Genomic DNA, 24,857 nt, shown 5'->3' with positions numbered 1-24,857 from the left:
GCTAGAGGCAGGCTTCTAGATAGGCTTGGTCGAACCCGAACTGGCGTGCTTTTTCCAGAGTGTAGGGGCGCAGACCGGATGACCGGAACTCACCGATGATCTTCCCATCGTCGGTTTCGTCGAGATATTCGAACTTGAACAGTTCCTGGGTGACGATGACGTCGCCCTCCATCCCGATGACTTCGGTGATGTTGGTCGTGCGGCGCGAACCGTCGCGAAGACGTTTGACCTGCACGATGAGATCAACCGATTCTGCGATCTGGCGGCTGATGGCTTCCTTGGGAATCTTGATGTCGCCCATCAGGATCATGTTTTCCATACGGCCCAGGCATTCGCGCGGACTGTTGGCGTGAAGCGTACACATCGAACCATCGTGGCCGGTGTTCATGGCGGCGAGTAGGTCGAAACACTCCGCGCCGCGAATTTCGCCCAGGATGATCCGGTCAGGGCGCATACGCAGGGCGTTCTTCACGAGGTCGCCGATGGTGATGGCGCCTTGGCCTTCAAGGTTCGGCGGACGCGTTTCGAGGGGCAGCCAGTGGGGCTGTTGCAGACGAAGTTCGGCGGCGTCCTCAATCGTCAGCACGCGTTCGCCCGGGTCAATCATCTTCGATAGGGCGTTGAGCATGGTCGTCTTACCCGAACCCGTACCGCCCGAGATGACGATGTTCATGCGGCAGGCGCCGGCGATCTTGAGCGCCGTACACATCTTCTCGCTCATCGAACCGAAGCCCTGGAGCATGTCGAGCGTAATCGGCTTCTCGGAGAACTTACGGATCGAGATGGCCGTGCCCTTTAGCGAGAGCGGCGGCACGATCACGTTCACACGGCTGCCGTCCTTGAGGCGGGCGTCGGCCAGCGGCGTTGTTTGATCGACGCGGCGACCAACCTGGTTCACTATTCGCTGGGCGATCTGGAAAAGATGAGTCTCGTCCCGGAAACGAATGGGGGCGATGGTCAGCTTGCCCTTCTTTTCGATATAGGTCTGGTCGGGGCCATTGACCATGATATCGGTAACGTCGGGATCGTTCAGCAGTTCTTCCAGCGGACCGAAGCCCAGCAGTTCGTCGACCAGAACCTTTTCCAGCGCGAACTGTTCACGGCGATTGAGAGTGACCTTGAGATCGGCCAGCACTTCCATGATGATCGGACGGAATTCCTCCGACAGTTCATCTTTCGTGAGGGTCGAGGCGGCTTCAGGATCCACACGTTCGAGGAGGCGGGGAAGAACCTGCTCCTTGATCTTGTGAACCGAGGCTTCGAAGCCTCCTACCTCGGATTCGCCAGAATGAACCGTGTTCATCCGCTCGTCGAGGCGCGACATGGCATCGCTGTTCTGCGGTGCCTGCGCCGGAGCACCGGGAGGGGGCGCGTCCTGGGGGAGAGGCGGGAACTGTTCGCCGCCCTTTTCCCGTAGCGGCCCTTTTTCCGCGCTGGCACCGCCGGACATCGGGCGAGCGATGCCGAACTGCGGCCGCGCTGCCGCGCCCATCCCTGCAGGTCCGTTCTTCCGCCCGAATGCACTCATCGCTTAATCCTTAGCGTCGATATTTCCATGCGCCGCGCCCTAGGTCTCCAAGGGCAATAGCGCGTTTGCATCTTTGGTGAATAAATCGGAAACCTTGATTTTTCCCTAACCCTGGGACTTGAACGGAATGGCTTTTGCCGCAATGCGGCGAAATTCTCTTTCCTTCAGAAAAAAGACTTTCGAATTCATGCAGCCTTCCGAACGAAGCGGCATCATCATTGCTCTATGCGGCTTCGCTCTCTTGAGCGTTGGCGACGCTGTCATCAAAACGATGGCGAGTGAGTTTTCGCCGCTGGGTGTCGCGGCGCTGCGCTTCGCTCTGGGAGCGGCTGGGCTATCGGCGTTGTTGTCGATCAAGGAAGGTAGGCAGGGTTTTCGTCCCCGCAATCCCCGTTTGCAGGCTGCCCGCGGATTTTGCCTCGCGGCGGCAACTCTCTGCTTTTTCTCGGCGATCTTCGTTCTTCCGCTCGCCACTGCGATGGCGCTCGCATTCGTTTCTCCTGTCATTGTCGCCCTGCTCAGCGCGCCTCTGCTCGGGGAAAAAGTGCGGCCGGCCGTCTGGATTGCATCGGTTACGGCGTTGGTCGGAGTCGGTCTCATATTGCGGCCCAACCTTGCCGCATTGGGACTCGTTACGCTTCTGCCTTTGCTGTCTGCCACGTTCTTTGCGCTGATGATCATCGCCAATCGAGCCAGCGTAGGGCAGGGCAGTGCCCTGTCGATGCAAGCTTATGTACAGATCGTCGCCATGCCCTTGCTGCTGATCGCGGCCGCGGCCGGACACTTTTCCGGTGTGAACAGTCTAAGCCTCGCAATGCCGGACTGGACCATAATCGCACGCTGCGCGTTCGTTGCTGTCACCGCCAGCAGCGCACACTGGCTGGTTTATATCGGCACCCAGCGGGCAGGGGCGGCGACCATTGCCCCGACTACGTATATCCAGATGCTGGTGGCTACGGTATTGGGTTGGTGGTGGTTCGGCGATGTTCCGGATATTATCACGCTGTGCGGCGCAGCAATCATCATCGGGGCCGGTCTTCTTCTTTGGTGGACCGCGCCGCAAAAGCGCATCATGCCGCGGACCGATTGATCGGCGAGCAGCAACAGCTATAGCGCGAATTGGAAGTTTGAAGGGTCAGAGAATATGTGCGGAATCATCGGTATCGTGGGCAACAGTTCGGTTGTCGATCGGCTTGTCGACGGCCTGCGGCGCATGGAATACCGCGGTTACGACAGCGCCGGCATCTGTACGATCAATGACGGAAAGCTGATCCGCCGCCGGGCAGAGGGCAAGCTGAAAAATCTCGTCGAAGAGTTGGCGAATAATCCTGCGCCCGGCGAGATCGGCATCGCCCACACGCGTTGGGCAACCCATGGTGCACCCACCACCAGCAACGCCCATCCGCACGCAACAGATCACGTGGCATTGGTTCACAACGGGATTATCGAGAATTACAAAGATCTTAGGGCGGAGTTGCGCGACAAAGGGCGCACGCTTGAAAGTGATACTGACAGTGAAGTGGTCGCTCACCTTGTGTCGATCGAAGTCGAGAATGGGGCCTGTCCTGAGAATGCTGTTGCTCAGGTCCTGCCCCGGCTTCGGGGTGCTTTCGCACTGGCAATCGTGTTCAGGTCTCATCCCGACAAGATCATCGGGGCGCGTCGTGGTTCGCCACTCGTTGTGGGCTATGGTTCGGGTGAAATGTATCTTGGCTCAGATGCCCTTGCTCTGGCTCCGCTGACGCAAAAAATCACCTACCTCGAGGAAGGCGACTGGGTAGTCGTCGAGCGTGGCGGTGTGATTATCCACGACGAAAGCGGAAATGTGGTTGAGCGGGAAATCCAGACCTCCGGCGCGTCCGCTGCAGCCGTGGAAAAGGGTAACTATCGGCACTTCATGCAAAAGGAGATATTCGAGCAGCCCACCGTAGTTGCACAAACGCTCTCCTCCTATCTGCGTCAGGCCGATAATTCGGTGGCGCTGCCGCAGTTCGATTTCGATATTTCCTCGGTCCGGCGTGTGACGATCGTAGCTTGCGGCACATCCTATTATGCCGGCATGGTCGCGAAGTACTGGTTCGAGCAATTCGCCCGCGTGCCGGTCGATATCGATGTTGCGTCGGAATTCCGCTATCGCGAACCGGTGCTGGAGGAAGGCGGCCTCGCGCTGTTTATATCCCAGAGCGGTGAGACGGCTGATACGTTGGCAGCCTTGCGGCACTGCAAGGAAAACGGCCAGACCATCGGCGCCGTAGTCAATGTTCCCACCAGTTCCATGGCGCGCGAGGCCGACCTGCTTCTGCCTACACATGCAGGGCCGGAGATCGGAGTAGCGTCAACAAAGGCCTTCACCTGTCAGCTCGCTGTCCTCGCAGCCCTGGCAGCTCATATGGCAGTAAAGAAGGGTCTCATGAGCCGCGAGGAAGAGCAGCGGGTAGTTGCTCATCTGCTTGAAGCGCCCGCCTGCCTCAACAAGGCATTGGATCATGATGACGACATCGCCAGCATGGCGCATCTCATCGCGCCTGCTCGTGACGTGCTTTACCTCGGGCGCGGACCGGACTTTCCATTGGCGCTGGAAGGCGCGCTCAAGCTGAAGGAAATCAGCTACATTCACGCGGAAGGCTATGCCAGCGGCGAAATGAAGCATGGTCCGATCGCTCTCATCGACGATGCCGTGCCCGTCATTGTTCTCGCTCCCTCCGGGCCGCTCTTCGAAAAAAGTATCTCCAATATGGAGGAGGTCCGTGCACGCGGTGGCCAGGTCGTTCTCATCTCCGATGCGAAGGGACTCGCCGAAGCGGGAGAAGGTTGCATAGCGACCATTGAAATGCCCGAAGTGCATCCACTGATTGCACCCTTGGTCTATGCAATCCCCGTACAGCTTCTGGCCTATCACGTGGCATGCGTGAAGGGGACCGACGTCGACCAACCACGGAATCTGGCGAAATCAGTCACGGTCGAATAAGTCCGTCGGCGCAGGCACGCTTGCGGGTATCTCTTCGCCGACCCTTTACCGGGAAATAACCTTTCAAGTCTAAGTGGTAGCGCGTGAGCGAAGCGAAAAACTTGTCATCTGCAATCAGGCTGGATCCGACCGTCCGGCAATTGATTGGCTTGGACGATCCGGATCATGCCGATTTCGGGCGCTTTCATAGCAAGCGCTATCAGCTGGTCCCGCAACGATCCTACATGCGCATGCTTGTGCACGCTATCGCTATGGGCGTTGTGGCATGGCTCTGCTGGTCCAGCGTTCCACATCTGCTTTTGGGTGCATGGGTGGCCCTTTTGGGCGGAATACTCGTTGGCGGCTTCGTTTTTGACCGGAAGCTGAAGGATGCGGATGATCGCACGCTCTCCAAACGCGAATTGCGGCAACATGCTTATATCGGTGTATTGAAGGGAGTGGTCTGGTCTGGCGGACTGGGCGCATTCGCTTTGGTCGGGGCCACCGGCATGGTCGCACATTTGTGGGCGTTTCTCGCCTTCGTAATGATGGTTGGCTCGATCAGCCGTTATTGCGCGCCTCTCACGACAATCGCCTTCACTCTGGCCGGATGCGCGGGAATGCTTATCGCTGCAATTGCGAGCGGAGCTTTTGGAATTGCCGCCATCATTTTGGCGACGGCCTTTTTCACTTGCCTTGGTGTTATCGAACGCGCCCGGGCCGCTTGGGAAATGCACACCACCGAGCTCGAGATGCACGAGAAGAGCGAAACCGTCTCCATGCTGCTGCGAGAATTCGAGGATGGGCAGGCCGATTGGCTCTGGCAGATCGACACCAATCGCCGCTTACGATCGGTCAGCCCCAGATTGGCCTACGCCATCGGGAGCGATATTTCCGACATCGAGGGCAAATCTCTTCTGCAACTCATCTCGGGAGATGGGTGGAAGTCCGGCGAATTCCACGCCAGCCTGCATGAACTGGCAGAGAAGCTGAAGCGGAAAGAAAGCTTCTCCAATCTGATCGTGAAGGTCACTTCAGGCGAAAAGCTGCGTTGGTGGGAAATGTCGGGCACGCCCATGTTCGATGAGGATGGGCAGTGGACCGGCTTCCGGGGAGTGGGCTCCGACGTCACCATACAACGTGAAAGCAGCGAGAAGATCGAATATCTGGCTCGCTACGATACATTGACGCACCTGCCGAACCGTACCCAGGTCAATGAGTTTCTGGCGCAGGCACTCCTGTATGCCGAGAAATGGCGCTCGCGCTGCGCCGTCCTGATGATCGACCTTGATCGGTTCAAGGCGATCAACGACTCTCTCGGCCATCTTGTGGGCGACCGCATGCTGGCGCAGGTGGCCTCGCGTCTCCTTCCCCTGATGCGCGAGGGTGAGCTATGCGGCAGGCTCGGAGGCGACGAATTCGCCGTCGTGATCCGTGACGCAAGCGACCGTCATCGGATCGACGCTCTGGCCCACGAGATAATCGCGACTTTGTCGGCGCCGTATCATCTCGACAATCAGGTACTTTATGTTGGTGCGAGCGTGGGTTCGTGCGTCGGCCCGCGCGACGGTCAAAAGGTGGAAGAACTTCTCCGCAACGCTGATCTTGCCCTCTATCGCGCCAAAGACGAGGGCGGCGGAACCCATTTCGAATTTGAACCGTCCTTGCATCTCGATGCCGAAGAGCGGCGGGTTCTCGAGTTCTCGCTACGCAGCGCGCTGGAGAAAAACGAATTCGTCCTGCACTACCAGCCCGTCGTGGATGCCGGTTCGGAAGAGGTCGTCAGTTTCGAAGCCCTCATTCGCTGGAACAGCGCCGATCATGGCTTCGTCAGCCCTGCAAAATTCATTCCCTTGGCAGAAGACACGCGCCTGATCGTGCCAATCGGTACGTGGGTCATGCGCGAGGCATGCCGCGAAGCCGCATTGAATTGGCCTGAGCACGTCAAGGTCAACATCAATGTTTCGCCCGAGCAGCTGATAGAACCGGATTTCGCTGGCACCGTGCTACAGGCACTCTCGCATAGTGGCCTAAATCCCCAGCGTCTCGAAATAGAGGTGACCGAGAGCATCTTCATGCGCGATGCCAATGTCGCACGCAAAGCGCTCGAACAATGCATGGCTCTCGGGTGCTCGGTTGCGCTCGATGACTTCGGGACCGGCTATTCTTCGCTCGGCTATTTGCGGAAATTACGCTTCACGACGATCAAAGTCGATCGCAGCTTCGTACAAGGAGCAGCGCAGAACAGCCCTGAAAGCCTGGCCATCATCCGCGCCGTCGTGGCTATGGCAGACAGTCTTGGCATGACGACGACGGCGGAAGGCGTTGAAAACGAGGAAGAGGCGGAAATGATCCGCCAGCTCGGCTGCAACAAGATCCAAGGGTACCACTTCGGTCGGCCGATGCCGTCCGAAGACGTTCACAGGATTTTCGATCGCCGGTTGAACGATGCCCGCAAGATAGCCTGACGGTGGACCGTTAGGCTTTGGCGAGAGCCTTCACGACACCTTCGAAAAGGGCTGTCCCGTCTGTCCCGCCATGCGCGCTATCCACGGCGCGTTCCGGATGAGGCATCATCCCCAGTACATTACCGGCCTTGTTGAGGACCCCGGCGATGTCCCGCCGCGAGCCGTTGCAGTTCTGAACGTAGCGGAAGGCCACCCGGCTTTCAGCTTCCAGTTCGTCCAGAGTGGCTTCGTCCGCGAAATAATTCCCATCGTGATGCGCAACCGGTATCTGAATTTCCTCTCCGGCGGCATACCCTTGGGTGAAGAGCGATTGCGCGTTCTCTACCTTCAGTGACACGGTGCGGCAGATGAAATGCTGGCTTGCATTGCGCATAAGTGCGCCTGGAAGCAGGCGCGCCTCGGTGAGGACTTGGAATCCGTTACAAACGCCCAAGACAGGGACGCCGCGATCCGCCGCCCGGATGATTTCGCGCATGATCGGGCTGTTAGCCGCCATTGCGCCAGAACGCAGGTAATCGCCGTAGGAAAACCCCCCCGGAAGGGCGATGAAGTCGAGACCATCCGGCAATTCGGCATCGCCATGCCAGATGCGCACCGGAGCAGTTCCCGAAATCCGCTCGAGCGCCACCGCCATGTCGCGGTCGCAGTTCGATCCGGGGAAGGTGATGACAGCCGAACGGAACGCCATCAGCCCAGCTTCTCGATCTTGTAGTTTTCGATGACGGTATTCGCGAGCAGCTTCTCACACATGTCATTCAGCGCCTGATCGCTCGTATCGTCCGCCACATCCAATTCCACCGTGCGACCGATGCGGACATCGTCGACACCTTTGAAGCCAAGCCCTTCAAGCGCATGATGCACTGCCCGTCCCTGAGGGTCGAGTACGCCAGGCTTGAGGCTTACGAGAACGCGAATCTTCATGGGCGGCCTTTCGGTTTTACCGTGTGGGCAGGTTGCGCGCGCCTATGCCGTTTACGAGCCGAGAGAGCAAGCTCGGCGACACAATGCGCAGCGAAGACACTCCTTGGGGGGTGTTGGGGCAATGATCCATGTTGCTGCAATGCAACAAACACCGAAAACCGCGCACTTCCGCGCTTTCCAGACTGCTTTTTTATGACGTTATCGTTACAGGCGGCAGCGTCAATTCACATTCCCGTCCACCACCCCCGCGCAACCTATCGGCGCCTAGCGGGTCCAAAGGATTACTCCCCATGATTGACCGCTCCCTTACTCTCCGTTTCCTTTCGGCAAGCACGCTGGCTATCGCCTGTGCGCAGCCGGCCTTGGCACAGGAAAGCATCGACAGCTCCGACATCGAAGCTACCGGCGCAGAACAGGCCGACAATTCCATGCTCGACGTCATTGTCGTGACAGCCAACCGTCGTGAAGAAAATCTGCAGGACGTAGCCGTCTCGGCAGCCACTATCTCGGCGGACACGGTCAAGACCATTTTCGATTCAGGCGCCGATGTCACCGCGCTCGCCGGACGAGTGCCTGGACTGTTCGTGGAGAGCTCAAACGGGCGCGCAGCTCCGCGATTCTATATCCGCGGCCTCGGTAACACCGATTTCGACCTTGCCGCCTCGCAGCCGGTATCCGTGGTGATGGACGATGTGGTCCTCGAAAACGTCTCTTTGAAGAGCTTTCCGATCTTCGACGTCGAGCGCATCGAAGTCCTGCGCGGCCCGCAGGGAACGCTCTTCGGTCGCAACACTCCAGCTGGCATAGTCAAGATCGATACGACGAAGCCGGGCGACGAATTCGCAGTGCAGGGTTCGCTCAGCTACGGTAGCTTCGATACGGTATCGATCGATGGCGGGGTGACCGTTCCGCTGGTCCCGGGGCTGGCGTCCGTGCGGCTTTCCGGCCTGTGGCAGCAACGCGACGATTGGGTCGACAATGGCTTTACCGGCGAGAAAAACGCCTATGGTGCCTACAGCGATATCGCCGGGCGTGCGCAGCTGTTGCTGACGCCGACCGACCGCCTCTCCATCCTCGGCAGCTATTCGGTCCGCGATCTCGATGGCACGTCAACATTGTTTCGTGCGAACATTCTCGGGCCGAACTCCAACGAGCTGAACGAGAATTACGATCGCGACACCGTCTATTACGACGCCGGCGGCGGCAACGAAGCCAAATACAAGGCCGAGATCGCGACCGTCAAAGCTGAATATGAGGCCGATTTCGCCACTCTGACCAGTATCACCAGCTGGGCGGACAGCGAGGGTTCGAGCCGCGGCGACATCGATGGCGGCAATGCAGTGAGCGGGCCGGGCTTTATCCCGTTTCAGTCGGACACCAAGGACGCTCTTTCGCTCGATCAGTTCACGCAGGAAATACGTCTCGCCTCGAATTCCGGCGGCCTCTTCGAATGGCAGGTCGGTGGTTTCTATTTCGACAGCGATTTCGACGTGACGACGGTCGGTTTTGATTTTCCGCCGCCGGTTACGGTAAACCACACCAATGAAAGCTGGGCCGTGTTCGGCCAGGTAACCGGCGAAGTGACGCCGGAACTCAAGCTGACGGGCGGATTGCGCTATACCGAAGACGACAAGGATTTCTTCGTGCGCGATGCGGCCGATCCGCAAGCTCGGTCCGTTTCCGACGAACGCATAAGCTGGGACCTTGCCGCATTCTACGAACTGAGCGGGGACGCGAGCCTTTTTGCCCGCGTGGCGAGTGGCTTCCGTGCACCGACGATCCAGGGGCGCGACGTCGCGTTTTTCAATCCGCCTTCCGTCGCGACCAGCGAGAAGATCATGAGCTACGAAGCCGGCCTCAAGTCGGAACTGCTCAATCGTCGCATTCGCTTCAATCTGGCGGGCTATTATTACACGATCGACGATCCGCAGTTCTCGGCTATCGGTGGCGCTGACAATCTGGTCCAGCTCGTCAATGCGAACAAGGGCCGCGGCTACGGCTTCGAGGTGGATAGCGCGTTTCAGATTACGCCCGATTTCCTGATCACCGCTGGTACAAGCTGGAACAAGACGGAAATTCAGGACAATCAGTTGGCTGTGGGGACGTGCCTGCAGTGCAATGTCCGCGATCCGCTCGTGAATATCGGTGGTACCGATCGCGCGCTGGTCGACGGCAATCCTTTCCCCAATGCGCCTGAATGGATCGCTGATTTCACCGCGCGTTATGCGGTCCCGATCTCTGCGCAGGGCGAACTCTTCGCCTATACCGACTGGACTTATCAGGGGGCGACCAACTTCTTCCTCTACGAAAGTGCGGAGTTCAATTCGGACGACCAGTTCGAAGGAGGCTTGCGCATTGGTTACGCCAAATTCGACGGTAGTCTCGAAGTCGCCCTGTTTGCCCGCAACATCACTGACGAGGACAATGTTAAGGGCGGGATCGACTTCAACAACAACACTGCTTTCGTGAACGATCCGCGCGTAATCGGCGTCTCCGTTCGCTTCCAGCACTAAGCTTTGCTGACTTACAACAAAGGGCCGCGAGGGATTTCCTCGCGGCCCTTTTTCATTTCTGGAAGCCTTTACTCGCCTTCGACCAGCGATTCATGCACGATACGGATTCGCAGGGCCTGCGCCGGATCGATATATCGCTGGGCCGCCTGCTGCAGCATCTGCGGCGTCACCGCATTATAACGCTTTTCCTGCGTCCGGATTCGATCGAGTCGCCCGGCATCCAGCTGCGCGTCGTCCGCTACGCCGAGCCACCACCCATTGTTCTTTCTTGCCTGGGCAATCTGCTCGAGCAGCGGTTTGCGCGCCCGGTCGAGCGTATCGGCATCGACGGGTGCAGAACGAAGCTTGTCAGCCAGCTGATCCACTACATCAAAGACCTCCTCCGCTTGTGAGGGTTCGACGATCACCGAGGTCGAGAAGGTGCCGTACCCATCGTAGATGTCGGACATCGATGATCCCGCGCTGGGAGAATAGGATGCCCCAAGCTGTTCGCGTATGGTGTCGGTCATTTCCAGGCGCATGACGCGGGCTAGCAGTTCCAGCGTCGCTTCTTCCTGAGCATCCCCGTCATCGGTGGTGGGCCAATACGTCTGGGCAAGGGCCTGGTCCGGTGCACCGGCGTGAGTCAGTACCCGCTCGCCACGGTCGCTCGTGAAGGCAGCTTTCCGGCGCTCTGCGTGCACTTCGACTTGTGTGGCACGTGGGGGCAAGCTGCCGAAGGTGGAAGCGACGGCTGCGATGGCCTGGTCTACATCGAATTCACCAACCACTGCGATTTCGATGGGCGCAGTCGCGAACTCGTCGGCGATGAGCGCGCGGGCGCGATCTGCGCTGACTGCTTCCAGTTCGGCCTCACTAGGAAAAGCAAAACGTGGATTATCGCCGCTTACGACCTCGCCTGCCTTGAATTGAGCTACGGCCTGCGGGGTTGAATCGATTTGCGCCATGAAGGGCGGGATCAGGCCGCGCCATTGGCTGACCATTTCCGGACGAAGGCCGGGATCGGTGAGGTAAGCCATGCTCAGGTTCATCTGCGCGGGCAGGTCAGCCATGGTCCCGGCGCCCATGACGACGAATTTGTCTTCGGCGACGTTGAACCCATAGGTGAGGCTCTGGCCTGCAAATATCTGACGCAGCTCGTCGAAGCTGTGCTGGCCAAGCCCGCCCTGGGCGCTGAGATTGGACAGCAGAATAGCTTCGGATAGATCCTCGTCCGGGAACGCGAGCTGGCCCGAGCCCACGCGGATCGAATAGCGCAATTTGTCGTCTTCGAAACTGGTCTGTTTGAGGTTCAACAGGACATTGTTCTCAAAACGAATGGTGCGGATGCCCAGATCTTCGACGACCGTATCGGAAACTATTGCCGCACTTTCACCTGAAGGCGCGTAGGCAAATTCCACGAGCCCGCCGTCTTCAGGTGCGGCGACGGCCACCTCACTCGACCGGTCGTAAGCGGCAAGAATGGTGGCTTCGGCATCCGCGATCGGCTCCTTCGTGGAGACGTGGATCAACGGGTCGCTCAGCCTGTAATGCTGCGCCAGCGCTGCACTGACGGCTTCTGCGGTGAGCCCGGGTTTCAACTGCTCGAACAGGGAATAATACGTGCTCGGCTTGACGAAGAGTTCCTCGGCGCGGGACGTTGCCAGGATGCTGTCTGCGAGCTGCTGGTTCGATCGGGTGCCTTCCTGCGCGGCTCCATCGCGAAGCGCCTTTTCCAGATTGGCCAGCTGCTCGGTCAATTCGGCGGGGGTGACCCCATATCGCACCGCCCGCCGCCATTCCTGTTCGGCAGTCCCGAGTGCCTGCTCCCATTCGCCTTCCTTCGCCTGTACTTGCATGGAAGACTGGCGATTGATGTCGAAAAAGTCGCTGGCACTTGTATTGCCGCCGACGATAGGGGCGTCCTCGCTCGTGGCGATTTTCTGAAGGCGACGGTTGAGGATCATTGTGCCGAGATTTACGAGCAGCTGCTGGCGCAGTTCGGCAACAGTGTCTTCGCGTTCCTGATAAGGCGCGAAGCGATCGATCGTCACGATGTAAGGAACATCCGGGTCGACGAAATTTCCTGCCGCTCTACCGCGACGGATATCGACCAAACCTTTGTCCACCTGGCTGATTGCGGCCGAAGGCGCCTGCCAGCTGGAAAATTTCTTTACGATCTTGGCTTCGATTGTAGCTGGGTCGACATCGCCGACCACGACGAGAGTGGCATTGTCGGGCCGATAATAGCGGCGATAGAGGTCCCGCACGACCGAGCCGGGAGCTGCATCTATATTCTGGACCGTCCCGTCCGCCCAGAACCGCTTTGCATACAGTGTATCCGGCGAGACGAAGTCGAAATAGTCCTTGAACCTGCGGATCTGATAATTGTTGCGGGTGCGTGTTTCCGACTGAATGATCCCGCGCTCGCGATCGACCGCTTCATCCGTGATCGTCAGTTCCGACGCGGTTTCACGCATCAGCATCAGGGCCGTATCGACGAGCTCGTAATCCACGCGCGGCAGGTCGAGCTTGTAGATCGTGTCCTCGAAGCTGGTCGAAGCATTAGTATCCGCCCCGAATGCGAGCCCGAGTCGTTCAAGCAGCTTGATCATTTCGCCCTCGGGCACATTTGTCGAACCGTTGAAGGCCATATGCTCGACCACATGGGCGAGGCCCAATTCCGCTTCACGCTCGTCAATCCAGCCCACATCGAAACCGAACCGAACGACGGCAGTGTCTTTCGGCGTTTCATTGTGGGCAATCGCATATTTCATGCCGTTGGGCAGCACGCCGAAGCGGACATCTGCGTCGGCGGGGATGTCGTAAACGGGAATGCCCCAGGCCGTTTCGCCCGAAGGTGCGCGGAGGGCACTCGTCGTAACATCTGTCTCCTGAGCGAATGATGTCGCCGGAACAGACAGCGCAAGAAGCGGCAGAGCTGCCAACGCGCAGGTTAAATTCCTATTTTTCATGAAAAGGTCCCCATCTCCACTGCCATGTGGCAGGCTCGTCCAACGACCTTGGTAATGCAGTTGGCGATGGGATTGGAAGGGCAAATATCTCCTTATTTTCCGTACTTTTCCTGCTGCGGGGCCCCACTATGGTGGTTGCGCAGGCTGCAATGGCGGCTAGGAGCATCCGGTGACCAAACTGGATCTCGTCTTTAACCCTGTATCCGGCAGCTTCAGCCAATCGATTTGCGACAAGCTGCTGGTCGCGCTCGAGCAGGCAGGGTTTGAAGTGTGTGCCTTGCCCACCACCGCCGATGGCGCGGTCCTGTCTGGAACGGCCGACCTTGTGTGCGTTCACGGCGGCGACGGAACATTGCGCGACACCGTCCAGGCATTGGGCGTCGATGCAGGGCAGGTCCCTCTCGCCATCGCACCGTCCGGCACCATCAATCTGGTGGCACGCGAATTGTCCTATCCGCGCGATCCGCAGGCGTTTGCGAAAAAGTTGGCTGAAGCTTGGGCGCGGGGACCGGAAAGCTGGATCGAAGCTCCGCTCTATCGGCTTGGTGACATGCCGATTGTCTCATGCCTTTCCATCGGCCCCGACAGCCATGCGGTGGCGCGGGTGTCGGGCGCGCTGAAAAAGCGGATCGGGCGCTACGCCTATGTTGCCGCGATGATGCAGCAATTGCGCGAATGGCCGAGGGCGCCGATGCGTATCCGCGGCACGACGACGAAAGGCGAGCAATTCGAAGACGAGGCGGAAGCGGTCATCGTTTCGAATGCAGCCCTGTACGCGGGTCCATTCCGCCTCAGCCCCGAGGCGGCGCTTCACGCAGATTCGGTCGAACTCATCACAGTTGGCAAAGGCACCCGCCTGCGCATCATGGCCCTCAGCCTTGCAGCGATGCTGGGCCTGCCGGTGGAGCGGTTCGCCAAGGCGCGCGTCCGCTCCTGCCACCGGATCGAATTCGACCGCTGCGTGACCCCGGTGCAGGTCGATGGCGACCACATGCCCGACTGCGCCTATGCAATCGCGCCGAGCGGCCTGACCTTGCGATACGTGGTCTAGTTACTTCTTCGCTGGCTTGGCGGGGCTGCGCAGCCGGCCGCGGTGGGCGTTCATGTCGAGAACTTCGCCGGGGCCGTTATCCTCGTTCTGCAGCAGGCCGAGACGCCGGGCGACCTCCTGATAGGCTTCGCTTTCGCCGCCCATGTCCCGGCGGAAACGGTCCTTGTCGAGCTTCTCGCCGGTGTTGATATCCCATAGGCGGCAGCCGTCCGGGCTGATTTCATCAGCAAGAATGGTGCGGCTGTAATCACCGTCCCAGATCCGCCCGAATTCCAGTTTGAAGTCCACCAGTCTGATGTCGATGGCAGCGAACATGCCGCACAGGAAATCGTTGATGCGGATGGCCATGGAAGACATGTCCTGCATCTCTTCATGGCTGCACCAGTTGAAGCATGCGATTTCCTCTTCCGAGACCTTTGGATCGCCCAGAGCATCATCCTTGAGGCAATATTCGATCAGCGTGTGGGGAAGAAGCTCGCCTTCCTCGACGCCGAGCCGCTTGCTGAGCGAGCCGGCGGCGACATTGCGGACCACCACTTCAAGCGGGATGATCTCCACCTGGCGGACCAATTGCTCGCGCATGTTGAGGCGGCGAATGAAGTGGGTCGGGATGCCGATGTGCGAAAGGCGGGTGAAGACATATTCGCTGATGCGATTGTTGATCACGCCCTTGCCGTTGATCGTGCCTTTCTTTTCGGCATTGAAGGCGGTGGCATCATCCTTGAAATACTGGATGATCGTGCCCGGCTCAGGACCTTCGTAAAGAATCTTGGCCTTGCCTTCGTAGATCTGGCGGCGACGTGCCATGCGTGTGTTCCCTCGCTGGAAAAGCCTTCTCGCAGCTACAGAATCGCCCCTCGCAATCCTGAGCCGTAACGTGGGCGCGGCCATACAGAGCGAGAGCGGCGAAAGCAATTGCAGGCGCGGCGTGACAGCGTTAGCGGGGCCGCACATGGAAAAGGCAGAAACACTGCGCGGTCCCTTTGCCCATTTGGCGGGAGATCTGGACGGGTTGCGGGAAAATTCCCGCCTGCGATCGCTCGCTCCGCAAACCGGCATCGACCTCTCTTCGAACGACTATCTGGGGCTGGCGGGTAGCGCGCGGTTGAAGGCAGCGGCGGAGAGCGCCATCGGGCGCGGCGTTCCCGTTGGATCCGGCGGGTCGCGGCTGTTGCGGGGCAATCATCCGGAGCATGAAAGGCTCGAAGCGGAAGCAACTGCGTTCTTGGGCTGCGAAAGCGCGCTTTTCATGGCCAGCGGATATGCCGCGAACAGTGCGCTCCTTTCGACCCTGCCTCAGCGCGGGGACATCATTTTTTTCGACGAATTGATCCACGCCAGCGCGCATGAAGGCATGCGTTTCGCCAGGGCAGAAACCCGCGCCATCGCGCATAACCACGTCGACGCCTTCGCTGACGCGCTCGCCGGGTGGAGAGTTGATCATGCGCAAGGCACTCCGTGGATCGCGGTCGAGACGCTCTACAGCATGGACGGCGACCGTGCGCCGCTCGAGCAGTTGCTGGCGCTCGCCGATTGCTACGGCGGGGTCCTTTATGCCGATGATGCGCACGCCACCGGTGTTTGGGGCGACGGGGGCAGGGGACTGGCCTCGATTCTTGATGGCCGCGAAAACACGATCGTGCTGCGGACCTGCGGCAAGGCGCTGGGATGCGAGGGCGCGCTTCTTTCCGGGCCTCGCATCATGCGGGATCATCTGGTCAACCGCGCCCGCAATTTCATTTTTTCAACCGCACCGTCCCCGCTGATGGCTGCCTGCGTGAGAGAAGCCTTGTCGGCAGTTGCCGACGAGCCGCACCGGCGGGAGGAACTGGCCCGCCTGGTGGATTATGCGGGAAAGCGCCTTGCTCCTTTCGGTGTGGCGTTGACCGGATCGCAGATAATGCCGCTGGTGCTTGGCGGGGAAGCGCGCACGATGACCGCGGCAAAAGCCCTACAAGCGCGCGGTTTTGATATTCGTGGCATTCGCCCGCCAACGGTGCCGCACGGTAGCAGCCGCCTACGCATTTCGCTTACCCTGAATGTAGAGCGGGAAGAGATCGACGCGCTGGCCAGCGCACTCGAGGAGACAATTTTATGAGCGCTTATGTCGTCACCGGTACCGATACAGAAATCGGCAAGACGGTGTTTTCTGCCGCGCTGACACAGGCGCTGGGCGCGCACTACTGGAAGCCGGTTCAGGCGGGGCTCGATGAGGGCGGTGATCTGTCGCGCGTCGCGGAGCTTGCATCGCTTGAGCCGGAGCGGATAATCGCGGAGGCCTATCGGCTGAAAACACCTTGTTCGCCGCATCTCGCAGCCGAGATTGACGGCGTGACCATAGAGCCAGACCGGCTAACCCTTCCGCCCCAACGCCCCCTCGTCGTGGAAGGGGCAGGGGGCGCACTTGTCCCGCTGGGGGGCGATGTATTGTACGCCGATCTCTTCGCGCAGTGGGATCTTCCGGTGATCGTGGTCGCTCGCACGGCTCTTGGAACGATAAACCATTCGCTGCTGACCTTGGAGGCACTGCGAGCCCGCGGTGTGAAAGTGCACGGCATCGCTTTCGTCGGCGACCCGGTGGAGGATAGCGAGGCCACCATTTGCCGCTTGGGCAATGTTCGCCGACTTGGGCGCTTGCCGCTTATCCCCCAACTAGACGCAGCATCTCTCGCAGACGCTTTCGCCGCTAATTTCGACCTCTCGGATTTTATATGACCCAGTCACCTGTCTGGCATCCCTTCACGCAGCACGGCCTTGGCGACCCTATTCCGCAGATAGAGCGCGCGGAAGGTGCCGCGCTTTACACTGCCGACAAGCGCCGCATCGTGGATGCGATCTCGAGCTGGTGGGTGACGACGCACGGCCACTGCCATCCCCGTATTGCCGCGGCGATCGCGGAGCAGGCCGGAAAGCTCGATCAGATGATCTTCGCCGGCTGGAAGCATGAACCGGCGGAACAGCTGGCGCTCGAATTGCGCAGGATCCTGCCGGACCAGCTCAGCCGCGTGTTCTTCTCCGACAGCGGCTCCACCGCGGTGGAAGTCGCCCTGAAGATGGCGCTGGGCTTCTGGAAGCATCAGTGGGAGGAGCGCAGCCGTATCGTCGTGATGGAGCATTCCTATCACGGCGACACGATCGGCGCGATGTCGGTCGGCGCGCGAGGCGTGTTCAATGCCGCCTATGCCCCCATGCTGTTCGACGTGGGCCGCGTGCCCTTCCCCGGGGACGACCCGCAGCCGACTTACGATGCACTGGAACGGGAATGTGCCGGCGGAGCGGCGGCTTTCATCGTCGAGCCTCTCGTTCTGGGGGCGGGCGGCATGCTTATGTATTCTCCATCCGTCCTCACCGAGATGCGCCGTATCTGCGCACGTTACGACACTCTCTTCATCGCCGATGAAGTCATGACGGCATGGGGCCGGACGGGTACGCTGACCGCGTGCGAGCAAGCAGATGTCGTGCCCGACATGATGTGTCTTTCAAAGGGTCTGACTGGCGGTTCGATGCCGCTGGCCGTGACCATGGCTAGCGAGCCGATCTGGGCGGCTCATTATTCGAACGACCGGACGCGCACTTTCTATCATTCCTCCAGCTATACGGCGAACCCGATCGCCTGCGCCGCCGCGAATGCCAATCTGGCAATCTGGCGCGAAGAGCCGGTTATGGAACGCATTGACGGCCTCTGCGCGCGGCAGGAAGCGCACCTCTCCGCGCTGTCGGGGCATCCGGCGGTTCGCAATGGGCGCCGCTGCGGAACGATCGCTGCACTTGAGATGGGCGATGCGGCGGGCAGCTATCTTTCCGATCTAGGCCCGCGCCTGCTGCGCCGCTTTCGCGATGCCGATCTGCTGCTGCGCCCGCTTGGCAACACGGTCTACGTCATGCCCCCCTATTGCATCGACGATGCCGATCTCGACCGGGTGTGGTCGGAAATCGGCGCAGCTGCCGACGATTTTGTGGCAGCCTAATGGATGGACGGGGCGGTGGAGCTTCCATCGCCCTCGACCGCCGGAGCCTTGCCGTCCTTGAGTTTGTCGATGAGCATGCCCAGCGTGGCGCGCTGCACAAGCACGCTGAATAACACGGCGGCGAAAGTCCCGGCCAGGATGAAGTCGCGCGTCTCCCCGGGAGGTAGCGACAGTGCGAGGGCGACGGAAATGCCCCCGCGCAGTCCGCCCCACCACAGCACGCGGCCAGCGCCTTTGTCCTGCAGCCGGGCGGCAGGAATTGTCTTTGTCGACACGAAGATTCCGATGGCGCGGGCAATCAGCGTCAGCGGGATAGCAATCAGGCCGAACAGCAGGACTTCTCCGGTGATCGTCAGCACGATCATCTCCAGTCCGATAAGCAGGAACAGGACCGAGTTGAGCAATTCGTCCACCAGTTCCCAGAACTTGATCACATAATCGCGCGTTACATCGCTCATCGCATAGGTCACGCCCTGGTTGCCGATCAGCAAGCCGGCAACCGCCATGGCCAGCGGGCCCGAAATGTGGAGCTGGCTGCACAGGGCATACCCGCCCATGACAATGGCGAGAGTGATCAGCACTTCCAGCGTGTATTCATCCATTCCAGCGAGCGCGCGATAGCCGAAATAGCCCGCGACGAGACCGACGAGGATGCCCCCGCCTGCTTCGATCCCGAACAGACGCACACCTTCCGAGAGGGGGAATTCGTTGCCGCTGACTGCGGCGCCGAGAAGGATGATGAACACGACGATGCCCACACCGTCGTTGAACAGGCTTTCTCCTGCCACTGCGCTTTGCAGGGACTGCGGGACGTTCTCTTCCCTCAGGACGCCAAGCACCGATACCGGGTCCGTCGGTGCGATGAGCGCGCCGAACACGAAATACCAGATCGGGGCGAAGGAAAGGCCGAGCATGGAGCCAACGCCCCATGTCGCCGCACCGACGAGCACGGTGGAGATTATCACGCCGACCGTGGAAAGCAGCAGCACCGGCAGCCAGGCCGTCTTCAAGCGGTCCAGATCGACGTGCAGCGCCCCGGCGAAGAGCAGGAAGCTAAGCATGCCCTGCAGCAGCGTTTCGGTGAAATTCATCTGCTGAAGAACTTCCGTCACCTGATCGTAGAGCGTTACTCCTGGGATCAGGGCGTCGACCACCATGAGCCCGATTGCCGCCAGCGCGCCCATCACCGTCAGCCCGATGACGTGCGGCAGCTTGATGAAATGGTGGTTGAACCATCCCAGCAGCGCGGAAGCCACCACCAGCAAAGCTGCGATATCGAAGGCGGAGAGCATGGTTGCGGTTTCTTCGTGCATCCCTGCGGGATAGCGCGGACATCGCGTTACGGGAAGCGCGCCTGTGGAATCAGGGTCGTGCGGCGTTCGATACGATCGCAAAGCACGGTCCGCATCAAGCGGCGGCGATCAGAATCGACGGTATCGATAAGGGCGGGGGAGTGGTGCCCGGGGACGGATTCGAACCGCCGACACTGCGATTTTCAGTCGCATGCTCTACCAACTGAGCTACCCGGGCTTGCCGTCGCTGAGAGCTCTCGAAAGGCTCATCAGCGGTTGGAGTGGGCGCCTATGGCGAAGGCGCGCGTGCTTGGCAAGGGCCTAATTCAATCGTCTTGTGGCTTCACCACTTCCGCAGCGATTTCTTCGGGCAGGGCCGCGCGTCCGGGAAGCGCATAACCGTCGCCGAACCACTGGGCGAGATCGCGGTCGCGGCAGCGGGTGGAGCAGAAGGGCTTGTGCTCTTCCACGCGGGGTTTCTTGCAGATCGGGCAGACTTTATTCATGGCCCACGATCTGGGCAGCCGCCGCTTCGATGGCAAGGCCGGGATCGGTTTCTATCCGCAGCGGCCTGCCGGTGCGCCGTTCCACTTCGCTGAGCCATTCCGGGCGGAGCTTTGCCTTCAGCGCCGGGTGCACGGTGAGCAGGGTCACGCCAGCACCGTCCACCATTTCCGCGCGGCGTAGCGCCATGCGGGCGGCCATGCCCACGCGCGAGGTGGCGAAGCGGTGAAGCAGCGATGGCCCTTCCAGCCGTGCTACCAGTTGCACGAAGCCGAAACCGTTCATGGCGGTGCGTTCGTGCGGCCAGTCGCCGAGCGCTTCTCCCATTGCGGTGTCCACGGCCTTGCGGTCGGCCTTCGCCTCCAGAGTCGGAAAATCGATCCCGATCGATCCCCCAAGGTCGAATTCGCCCAGCGAGCGGGCCAGGGGTCCGGTCGCAGCAAGGGCCAGCGAGCGCGAATCGCGAGCCCCGTCTATGTCGACCAGCGTCATCGCAGGCGTCACGGCAAACAGCAGCGATCCGCCATCGAATGTCACCTCGCCCGAACTCGCGGCCTGCCACACCTCTTCCCACATGCCGGGCGGGAAGCGATGGACGCGTTTGCCGGTCTCGATCGGATCGGCGACGGGCGTCGGCTGAGAGGCCACACGGGCCGAGGGCAGCTTGTAGCGTCCGCGTTCGGCGAGCGCGGCGCGGGTCACCACCAGCGCCAGCTCGCTGCCCTCAGACACCTCGCGGGGCAGCCGGTCGACCAGCAGTTCGCGGCCCTCGGCTGTCATGGCAGTGCCGCGGGCACCGCGTTTGCTGACAAGTTTCGCAGTCAGCTCCTGCCCGCGGTAGAATTCACCCGGCCAGCGCAGTTTCGCGGCTAACACCGTGTCCCCGTCGATCAGCAGCGCGCGGGTTTCGCCCACGCCGTCTTCGACGACCCATTCGGGCCCTGTCTCAGGCAATTTCGAATCCGGCTGCCTTCAGCAGCAGGCGCGTTTCGTAAAGCGGCAGGCCCACGACGCCCGAGTGGCTGCCCTGGATGCGGCTGATGAGACCTTCGGCAATTCCCTGAATGGCATAGCCGCCGGCTTTCCCGTCCCACTCTCCGCTTTCCATATAGGCGTCGATCTCGGCGGTGGAGAGCCGCTTGAACATCACGATGGTTTCGCTCAGCCGTTCGCGCAGCGTGCCATCAGGAGCGCGCAGGGCGATGGCGGAAAGCACCCGGTGCCTGCGCCCTGAAAGAAGCGCGAGACATTCGCGCGCCGTCGCCTCGTCCTCGGCCTTGGGCAGGATACGGCGCCCGGCACACACGACCGTATCGCCGGCGAGAACGAAGCCATCGCTACTGGCGGCGGCTTCAGCCTTTTCGCGCGCCATGCGGCTGGCATAGACGCGCGGAAGCTCGCCCTTGGCGGGCGTTTCGTCGATATCGGCAGGATTGATGGCATCCGGCACGATGCCGAGCCGCGCGATCAATTCGCGGCGGCGCGGGCTGGCGGATGCAAGAATGAGAGTGGGCTGGCCCAATCTGACTTACTGCAGAATGTTACTGGGGGCCGGGTCCGCCGCGTCCCGGCATGAAGCGGTAGGTGATGCGCGCCTTGGTCAGATCGTAAGGCGTCAGTTCACACAGCACTTCGTCACCCACCAGCACGCGGATGCGGTTCTTGCGCATCTTGCCGGCAGTGTGGCCGAGAACTTCGTGGCCGTTCTCGAGCTCGACGCGGAACATGGCGTTGGGCAACAGTTCCACAACGCGCCCGCGCATTTCGAGAAGTTCTTCTTTGGCCATTCGTGTCCTTAAGTCATGCAGTTGGTCGAGGTGTGTCGCGCGCCCATAGCGGGAGGCGGGATAAAAGGAAAGAGTGTGGCATTCACCCGCGTGCAAGCCTGCTGCGACGAAATGTTACGCTAACCCATCTTGTGCCGACCCCGACGTTCGTCAATCAGGCGAGGCGAGGGGGCAACGACAAGAAATCGGAAGTTATTGATGATCCATAAATCCCGGAAATCTGCGCTTCTAGCGCTTACTGCCATATGGGTATGGCAAGTGCCTTCTGCAATAGCGCAGGAGGAACGGCCCGTTGAGCAGCAGCTTCCGGAGCCTGCTCCCGACGAACCTACCGTCGATGAGGGGGATATCGTGGTCTATGGCACAAGGCTCAAAGGCCAGTTGATTGTCGATCAGCCCCCGATCGCCGAATATGACGAAGCCGACATCGCGGCGTTCGGTGCCAATTCCATTGCCGACCTTCTCGAGGCTCTGGAACCTGCCACCGGCAGCAGCGCACGCGGCGGTCGCGGTGGAGGTCGGCCGGTTTTCCTGCTCAATGGGATCCGCGTGTCGAGTTCGCGCGAATTTCGCAGCTACCCTCCAGAAGCCGTTGCCAAGATCGAGGTGTTTCCTGAAGAAGTGGCCCAGCGCTTCGGCTATTCTGCCGACCAGCGCGTGGTGAATATCATCCTTAAACCAGATTTCCAGAGCCTGACCGCAGAAGTCGAATACGAACAGCCCGGTATCGGCGGATATTCGCGCAACGAACAGGAAGCGACCTGGCTCAGGATCGGCGAGAAGGGCCGGCTCAACATCAGCGTGGAAGCGGAAGACCGCAGCCTGCTGACCGAAGCCGAACGCGATGTCACGCCTGCCCGTTCTGCAGAAGAAGCGCCTTTCCGCAGCCTGATCTCCGATACGTTCGGCTTTCAGGCGGATGCCAATTATGCCCGTGCCTTCATCGAAAGCGGCACGTCATTCAATCTCAACGGCACCTTCGAACATGATGAGACTCGCAGCCTGTCGGGCCTTGCGATTGACGGGACCACCCCGCTCGAACGGCGCGGCAACACTGACAGCGTGTCGGCAGGGCTGAGTATCAACAAGCCACTCGGCGACTGGATTGCGACGTTCACCAGCGACAATAACTACGCGCGGGGATTGACCGAGATCGACCGCAACGACGCAAGTGGTTTCGACACAGCACGTAGTCGCAATTACACGACGGCGAACAAACTAACCCTCAACGGCTTCCCGCTTGAATTACCTGCCGGAGAACTCAGCACCACGCTTGACCTCAATCTGGACTGGAACCGGATCGAAAGCGAAGACACGCGTAGTGACGCCGATCTGGGTTTGTCGCGTCGCCGCCTCGGCGCAGGGCTGACGGTCAACCTTCCGGTTGCGCGAAGGGGCGATCCACTCGGTGCGATTGGGGATATCGGCCTGACAGCGACTGCTGGAGTGGACGATCTTTCTGACTTCGGCACGCTTGCCAACTGGTCCTTGGGTGTCAACTGGTCGCCGTTCGAAAATTTGAGTCTGAGCGGCACGCGGATCTGGCGTGAAGTCGCGCCGTCACTGACAAATCTTGGCAGCCCACGCATCGACGAGCTCAATTCCACCGTGTTCGATTACCGCACCGGTCAGACCGTTTTGGCGACGGTGATCACAGGCGGGAACCCGGATTTGCAGGAAGAAACACAATCCGACTGGAAATTTAGCGCTAATTGGGAGCTTCCCTTCTGGGAGAACACGCGCTTCAATGTTGATTACGGCATCAATCGATCGCGCGACGTTACCTCGTCACCGGGCTTCAGTTCGGCTTTCGAACAGGCCTTTCCCGATCGGGTAAGCCGCGATGATGCCGGTGAACTGCTAGCGATCGATCGCCGCCCGCTCACGCTTTACCAAACCCGCAGCCGGATCCTTTCCTTCGGGCTGAATACCCGTGGTCAAATTGGAAAAGAGCCGCAACCTGCCGCGAGTGGCGATAGGGCCCGCGTGCAAAGCAACAGCGCGCCGACGGGCGGCTTCGATCCATCACGCATGGAGGCCATTCGCAAAGTCTTTTGCGAAACGCCCGAAGGTGGCACTCCTGACCTGTCCCAACTTCCTGACATGTTCCGCGCACGTCTGCTCGACGAAAACGGTAATCCCGATCCCGAAAAGATCACCGCAGCCCGGGCACGGTTTTGTGGTGCGGAAGCCGAAAAGACGGGTGAGCGTTTCGCGGCTATGCGCGCCGCGATCTGCGCCGATCCGCCAGAACTCGATAGCCTGCCCGAAGAGATGCTCGCCCGGCTCAGAAACGAGAATGGGGAGATCGATGCGGAAAAGCTGGCAGCGCTTCGTGAACGTATGTGCAGCGCTTCAGGCGACCAGAACGCGCCGACTAGCCAGCCGCGAGGCGCTGGCGGTCGAGGTGCGATGTTTGGCGGTGGAGAACGCGAGGACAATCGCGCGCGCTACTTCCTCAGCTTGAGCCACGACGTCACTCTGGAGAATGAGGTACTGCTGTCACAGGATGGCCCGTTATTCGACCAGCTCGATGGTCTCGTGCTGGGTGGTGGCGCCCTGCCACGCAATACTTCTCGCTTCCAAGGCGGTATTTTCTGGCAGGGCTACGGCTTGCGCCTGTCGGGCCAATATGTCGGGGATGCGGTCCTGCGCGGCGGCGATTTCCCGGGATCGAGCGATCTCTTCTTCTCTGATCTTGCCACTTTCGACCTGCGCCTGTTCGCAAACCTCGGAGAAGTGTTCGAGAAGGAAGACGGCTGGCTGGATGGTTTGCGTGTATCGCTGGTGGCGGACAATGTCTTCGATGCGCGGCGCCGGGTGACCGATGAGAATGGCGATGTGCCTACCGCCTATGAACCCTTCCGGATCGACCCGACCGGGCGTTACCTCGGTATCGATATCCGCAAGGCGTTCTAGGGCAG

At 60.3% G+C, this 24,857-nt stretch carries 20 protein-coding genes and 1 tRNA gene; 9 read left to right on the top strand and 12 right to left on the bottom strand.

All coding sequences use genetic code 11. The features are described 5' to 3' along the window. Window position 1: 1 nt before the first annotated feature. Together K3175_RS04005 and K3175_RS14135 are read right to left on the bottom strand one after the other, a co-directional pair. Window positions 2-1,528 (bottom strand): TadA family conjugal transfer-associated ATPase, encoded by a 1,527-nt coding sequence (locus tag K3175_RS04005; protein ID WP_221542044.1) that lies wholly within the window; start codon window positions 1,526-1,528, stop codon window positions 2-4. Between the two features lie 105 nt (window positions 1,529-1,633). Further along, window positions 1,634-1,885, bottom strand: coding sequence for a hypothetical protein (locus K3175_RS14135; protein ID WP_247710745.1), 252 nt, complete (start codon window positions 1,883-1,885; stop codon window positions 1,634-1,636). Here K3175_RS14135 and K3175_RS04000 point away from each other — a divergent pair. From K3175_RS04000 to K3175_RS03990, 3 genes are all read left to right on the top strand, one after another. Next, complete coding sequence (locus tag K3175_RS04000; protein WP_247710642.1) at window positions 1,770-2,618, top strand: DMT family transporter; 849 nt, start codon at window positions 1,770-1,772, stop codon at window positions 2,616-2,618. The genes K3175_RS14135 and K3175_RS04000 overlap by 116 nt on opposite strands. 54 nt (window positions 2,619-2,672) lie before the next feature. After that, the gene (gene glmS / locus K3175_RS03995) at window positions 2,673-4,496 is read left to right on the top strand and encodes a glutamine--fructose-6-phosphate transaminase (isomerizing) (RefSeq protein WP_221542042.1); all 1,824 of its coding nucleotides are present in this window, start codon (window positions 2,673-2,675) and stop codon (window positions 4,494-4,496) included. 83 nt (window positions 4,497-4,579) lie between these two features. Beyond that, on the top strand, window positions 4,580-6,943 hold the full coding sequence (locus K3175_RS03990) for a putative bifunctional diguanylate cyclase/phosphodiesterase (RefSeq protein ID WP_345719304.1): 2,364 nt from the start codon (window positions 4,580-4,582) through the stop codon (window positions 6,941-6,943). A 10-nt stretch (window positions 6,944-6,953) separates the two neighbouring features. Here the strand turns inward: K3175_RS03990 and purQ are convergent, their stop codons facing one another. Both purQ and purS read right to left on the bottom strand, forming a co-directional pair. Next, complete coding sequence (gene purQ, locus K3175_RS03985; protein ID WP_221542041.1) at window positions 6,954-7,631, bottom strand: phosphoribosylformylglycinamidine synthase subunit PurQ; 678 nt, start codon at window positions 7,629-7,631, stop codon at window positions 6,954-6,956. Further along, entirely contained in the window at window positions 7,631-7,864 is a 234-nt protein-coding gene (gene purS, locus K3175_RS03980; RefSeq protein WP_221542040.1) for a phosphoribosylformylglycinamidine synthase subunit PurS, read from the bottom strand. Before purS ends, purQ begins: the two co-directional genes overlap by 1 nt. A gap of 290 nt (window positions 7,865-8,154) precedes the next feature. Here purS and K3175_RS03975 point away from each other — a divergent pair, with 290 nt between their 5' ends. After that, complete coding sequence (locus K3175_RS03975) at window positions 8,155-10,377, top strand: TonB-dependent receptor (protein ID WP_221542039.1); 2,223 nt, start codon at window positions 8,155-8,157, stop codon at window positions 10,375-10,377. 68 nt (window positions 10,378-10,445) lie between these two features. Here K3175_RS03975 and K3175_RS03970 read toward each other — a convergent pair whose 3' ends face one another. Continuing rightward, a complete protein-coding gene (locus K3175_RS03970; protein ID WP_221542038.1) occupies window positions 10,446-13,331 on the bottom strand; it encodes a M16 family metallopeptidase in 2,886 nt (961 codons plus the stop codon). A 169-nt stretch (window positions 13,332-13,500) separates the two neighbouring features. On the opposite strand from K3175_RS03970, the gene K3175_RS03965 reads away from it, so the two are divergent. Then, window positions 13,501-14,382, top strand: a complete 882-nt coding sequence (locus K3175_RS03965; protein ID WP_221542037.1) for a diacylglycerol/lipid kinase family protein — start codon at window positions 13,501-13,503, stop codon at window positions 14,380-14,382. On the opposite strand, the gene purC is transcribed toward K3175_RS03965, so the two are convergent. Beyond that, window positions 14,383-15,189, bottom strand: a complete 807-nt coding sequence (purC, locus tag K3175_RS03960; protein ID WP_221542036.1) for a phosphoribosylaminoimidazolesuccinocarboxamide synthase — start codon at window positions 15,187-15,189, stop codon at window positions 14,383-14,385. 145 nt (window positions 15,190-15,334) lie between these two features. Here purC and K3175_RS03955 point away from each other — a divergent pair, with 145 nt between their 5' ends. The 3 genes from K3175_RS03955 to K3175_RS03945 are packed head-to-tail and all read left to right on the top strand — an operon-like array spanning window position 15,335 to window position 18,350. Continuing rightward, window positions 15,335-16,480, top strand: coding sequence for an 8-amino-7-oxononanoate synthase (locus tag K3175_RS03955; protein WP_221542349.1), 1,146 nt, complete (start codon window positions 15,335-15,337; stop codon window positions 16,478-16,480). Then, window positions 16,477-17,097 (top strand): dethiobiotin synthase, encoded by a 621-nt coding sequence (gene bioD, locus K3175_RS03950; RefSeq protein ID WP_221542035.1) that lies wholly within the window; start codon window positions 16,477-16,479, stop codon window positions 17,095-17,097. Before K3175_RS03955 ends, bioD begins: the two co-directional genes overlap by 4 nt. After that, window positions 17,094-18,350: an adenosylmethionine--8-amino-7-oxononanoate transaminase gene (locus tag K3175_RS03945; protein WP_221542034.1), complete on the top strand. Its 1,257-nt coding sequence runs from the start codon at window positions 17,094-17,096 to the stop codon at window positions 18,348-18,350. Before bioD ends, K3175_RS03945 begins: the two co-directional genes overlap by 4 nt. On the opposite strand, the gene K3175_RS03940 is transcribed toward K3175_RS03945, so the two are convergent. The 6 genes from K3175_RS03940 to infA form a co-directional block, all read right to left on the bottom strand. Then, entirely contained in the window at window positions 18,347-19,663 is a 1,317-nt protein-coding gene (locus K3175_RS03940) for a cation:proton antiporter (RefSeq protein WP_221542033.1), read from the bottom strand. The two genes, K3175_RS03945 and K3175_RS03940, sit on opposite strands and share 4 nt — an antisense overlap. A gap of 141 nt (window positions 19,664-19,804) precedes the next feature. After that, window positions 19,805-19,880 (bottom strand) — tRNA-Phe (locus tag K3175_RS03935). Between the two features lie 88 nt (window positions 19,881-19,968). Then, window positions 19,969-20,148: a DNA gyrase inhibitor YacG gene (locus K3175_RS03930; RefSeq protein WP_221542032.1), complete on the bottom strand. Its 180-nt coding sequence runs from the start codon at window positions 20,146-20,148 to the stop codon at window positions 19,969-19,971. Further along, window positions 20,141-21,100, bottom strand: a complete 960-nt coding sequence (locus K3175_RS03925; RefSeq protein ID WP_221542031.1) for an Rne/Rng family ribonuclease — start codon at window positions 21,098-21,100, stop codon at window positions 20,141-20,143. Before K3175_RS03925 ends, K3175_RS03930 begins: the two co-directional genes overlap by 8 nt. After that, on the bottom strand, window positions 21,093-21,668 hold the full coding sequence (locus K3175_RS03920; RefSeq protein WP_221542030.1) for a Maf family protein: 576 nt from the start codon (window positions 21,666-21,668) through the stop codon (window positions 21,093-21,095). The genes K3175_RS03925 and K3175_RS03920 overlap by 8 nt, the downstream gene beginning before the upstream one ends. Window positions 21,669-21,687: 19 nt before the next feature. After that, window positions 21,688-21,933: a translation initiation factor IF-1 gene (gene infA, locus K3175_RS03915; protein ID WP_007163491.1), complete on the bottom strand. Its 246-nt coding sequence runs from the start codon at window positions 21,931-21,933 to the stop codon at window positions 21,688-21,690. Between the two features lie 258 nt (window positions 21,934-22,191). Between infA and K3175_RS03910 the strand changes: the two genes are divergently transcribed. Then, window positions 22,192-24,852 carry a TonB-dependent receptor plug domain-containing protein gene (locus tag K3175_RS03910; RefSeq protein ID WP_221542029.1) on the top strand — a complete coding sequence of 887 codons (2,661 nt, stop codon included), beginning with the start codon at window positions 22,192-22,194 and terminating at the stop codon, window positions 24,850-24,852. Window positions 24,853-24,857: the final 5 nt, after the last annotated feature.

The sequence above is a fragment of the Qipengyuania aestuarii genome, from assembly GCF_019711535.1.
Classification (GTDB): domain Bacteria; phylum Pseudomonadota; class Alphaproteobacteria; order Sphingomonadales; family Sphingomonadaceae; genus Qipengyuania; species Qipengyuania aestuarii.
The sequence above is the reverse complement of the archived record's forward strand: the minus strand, read 5'-3'. Positions and strand labels throughout refer to the sequence as shown.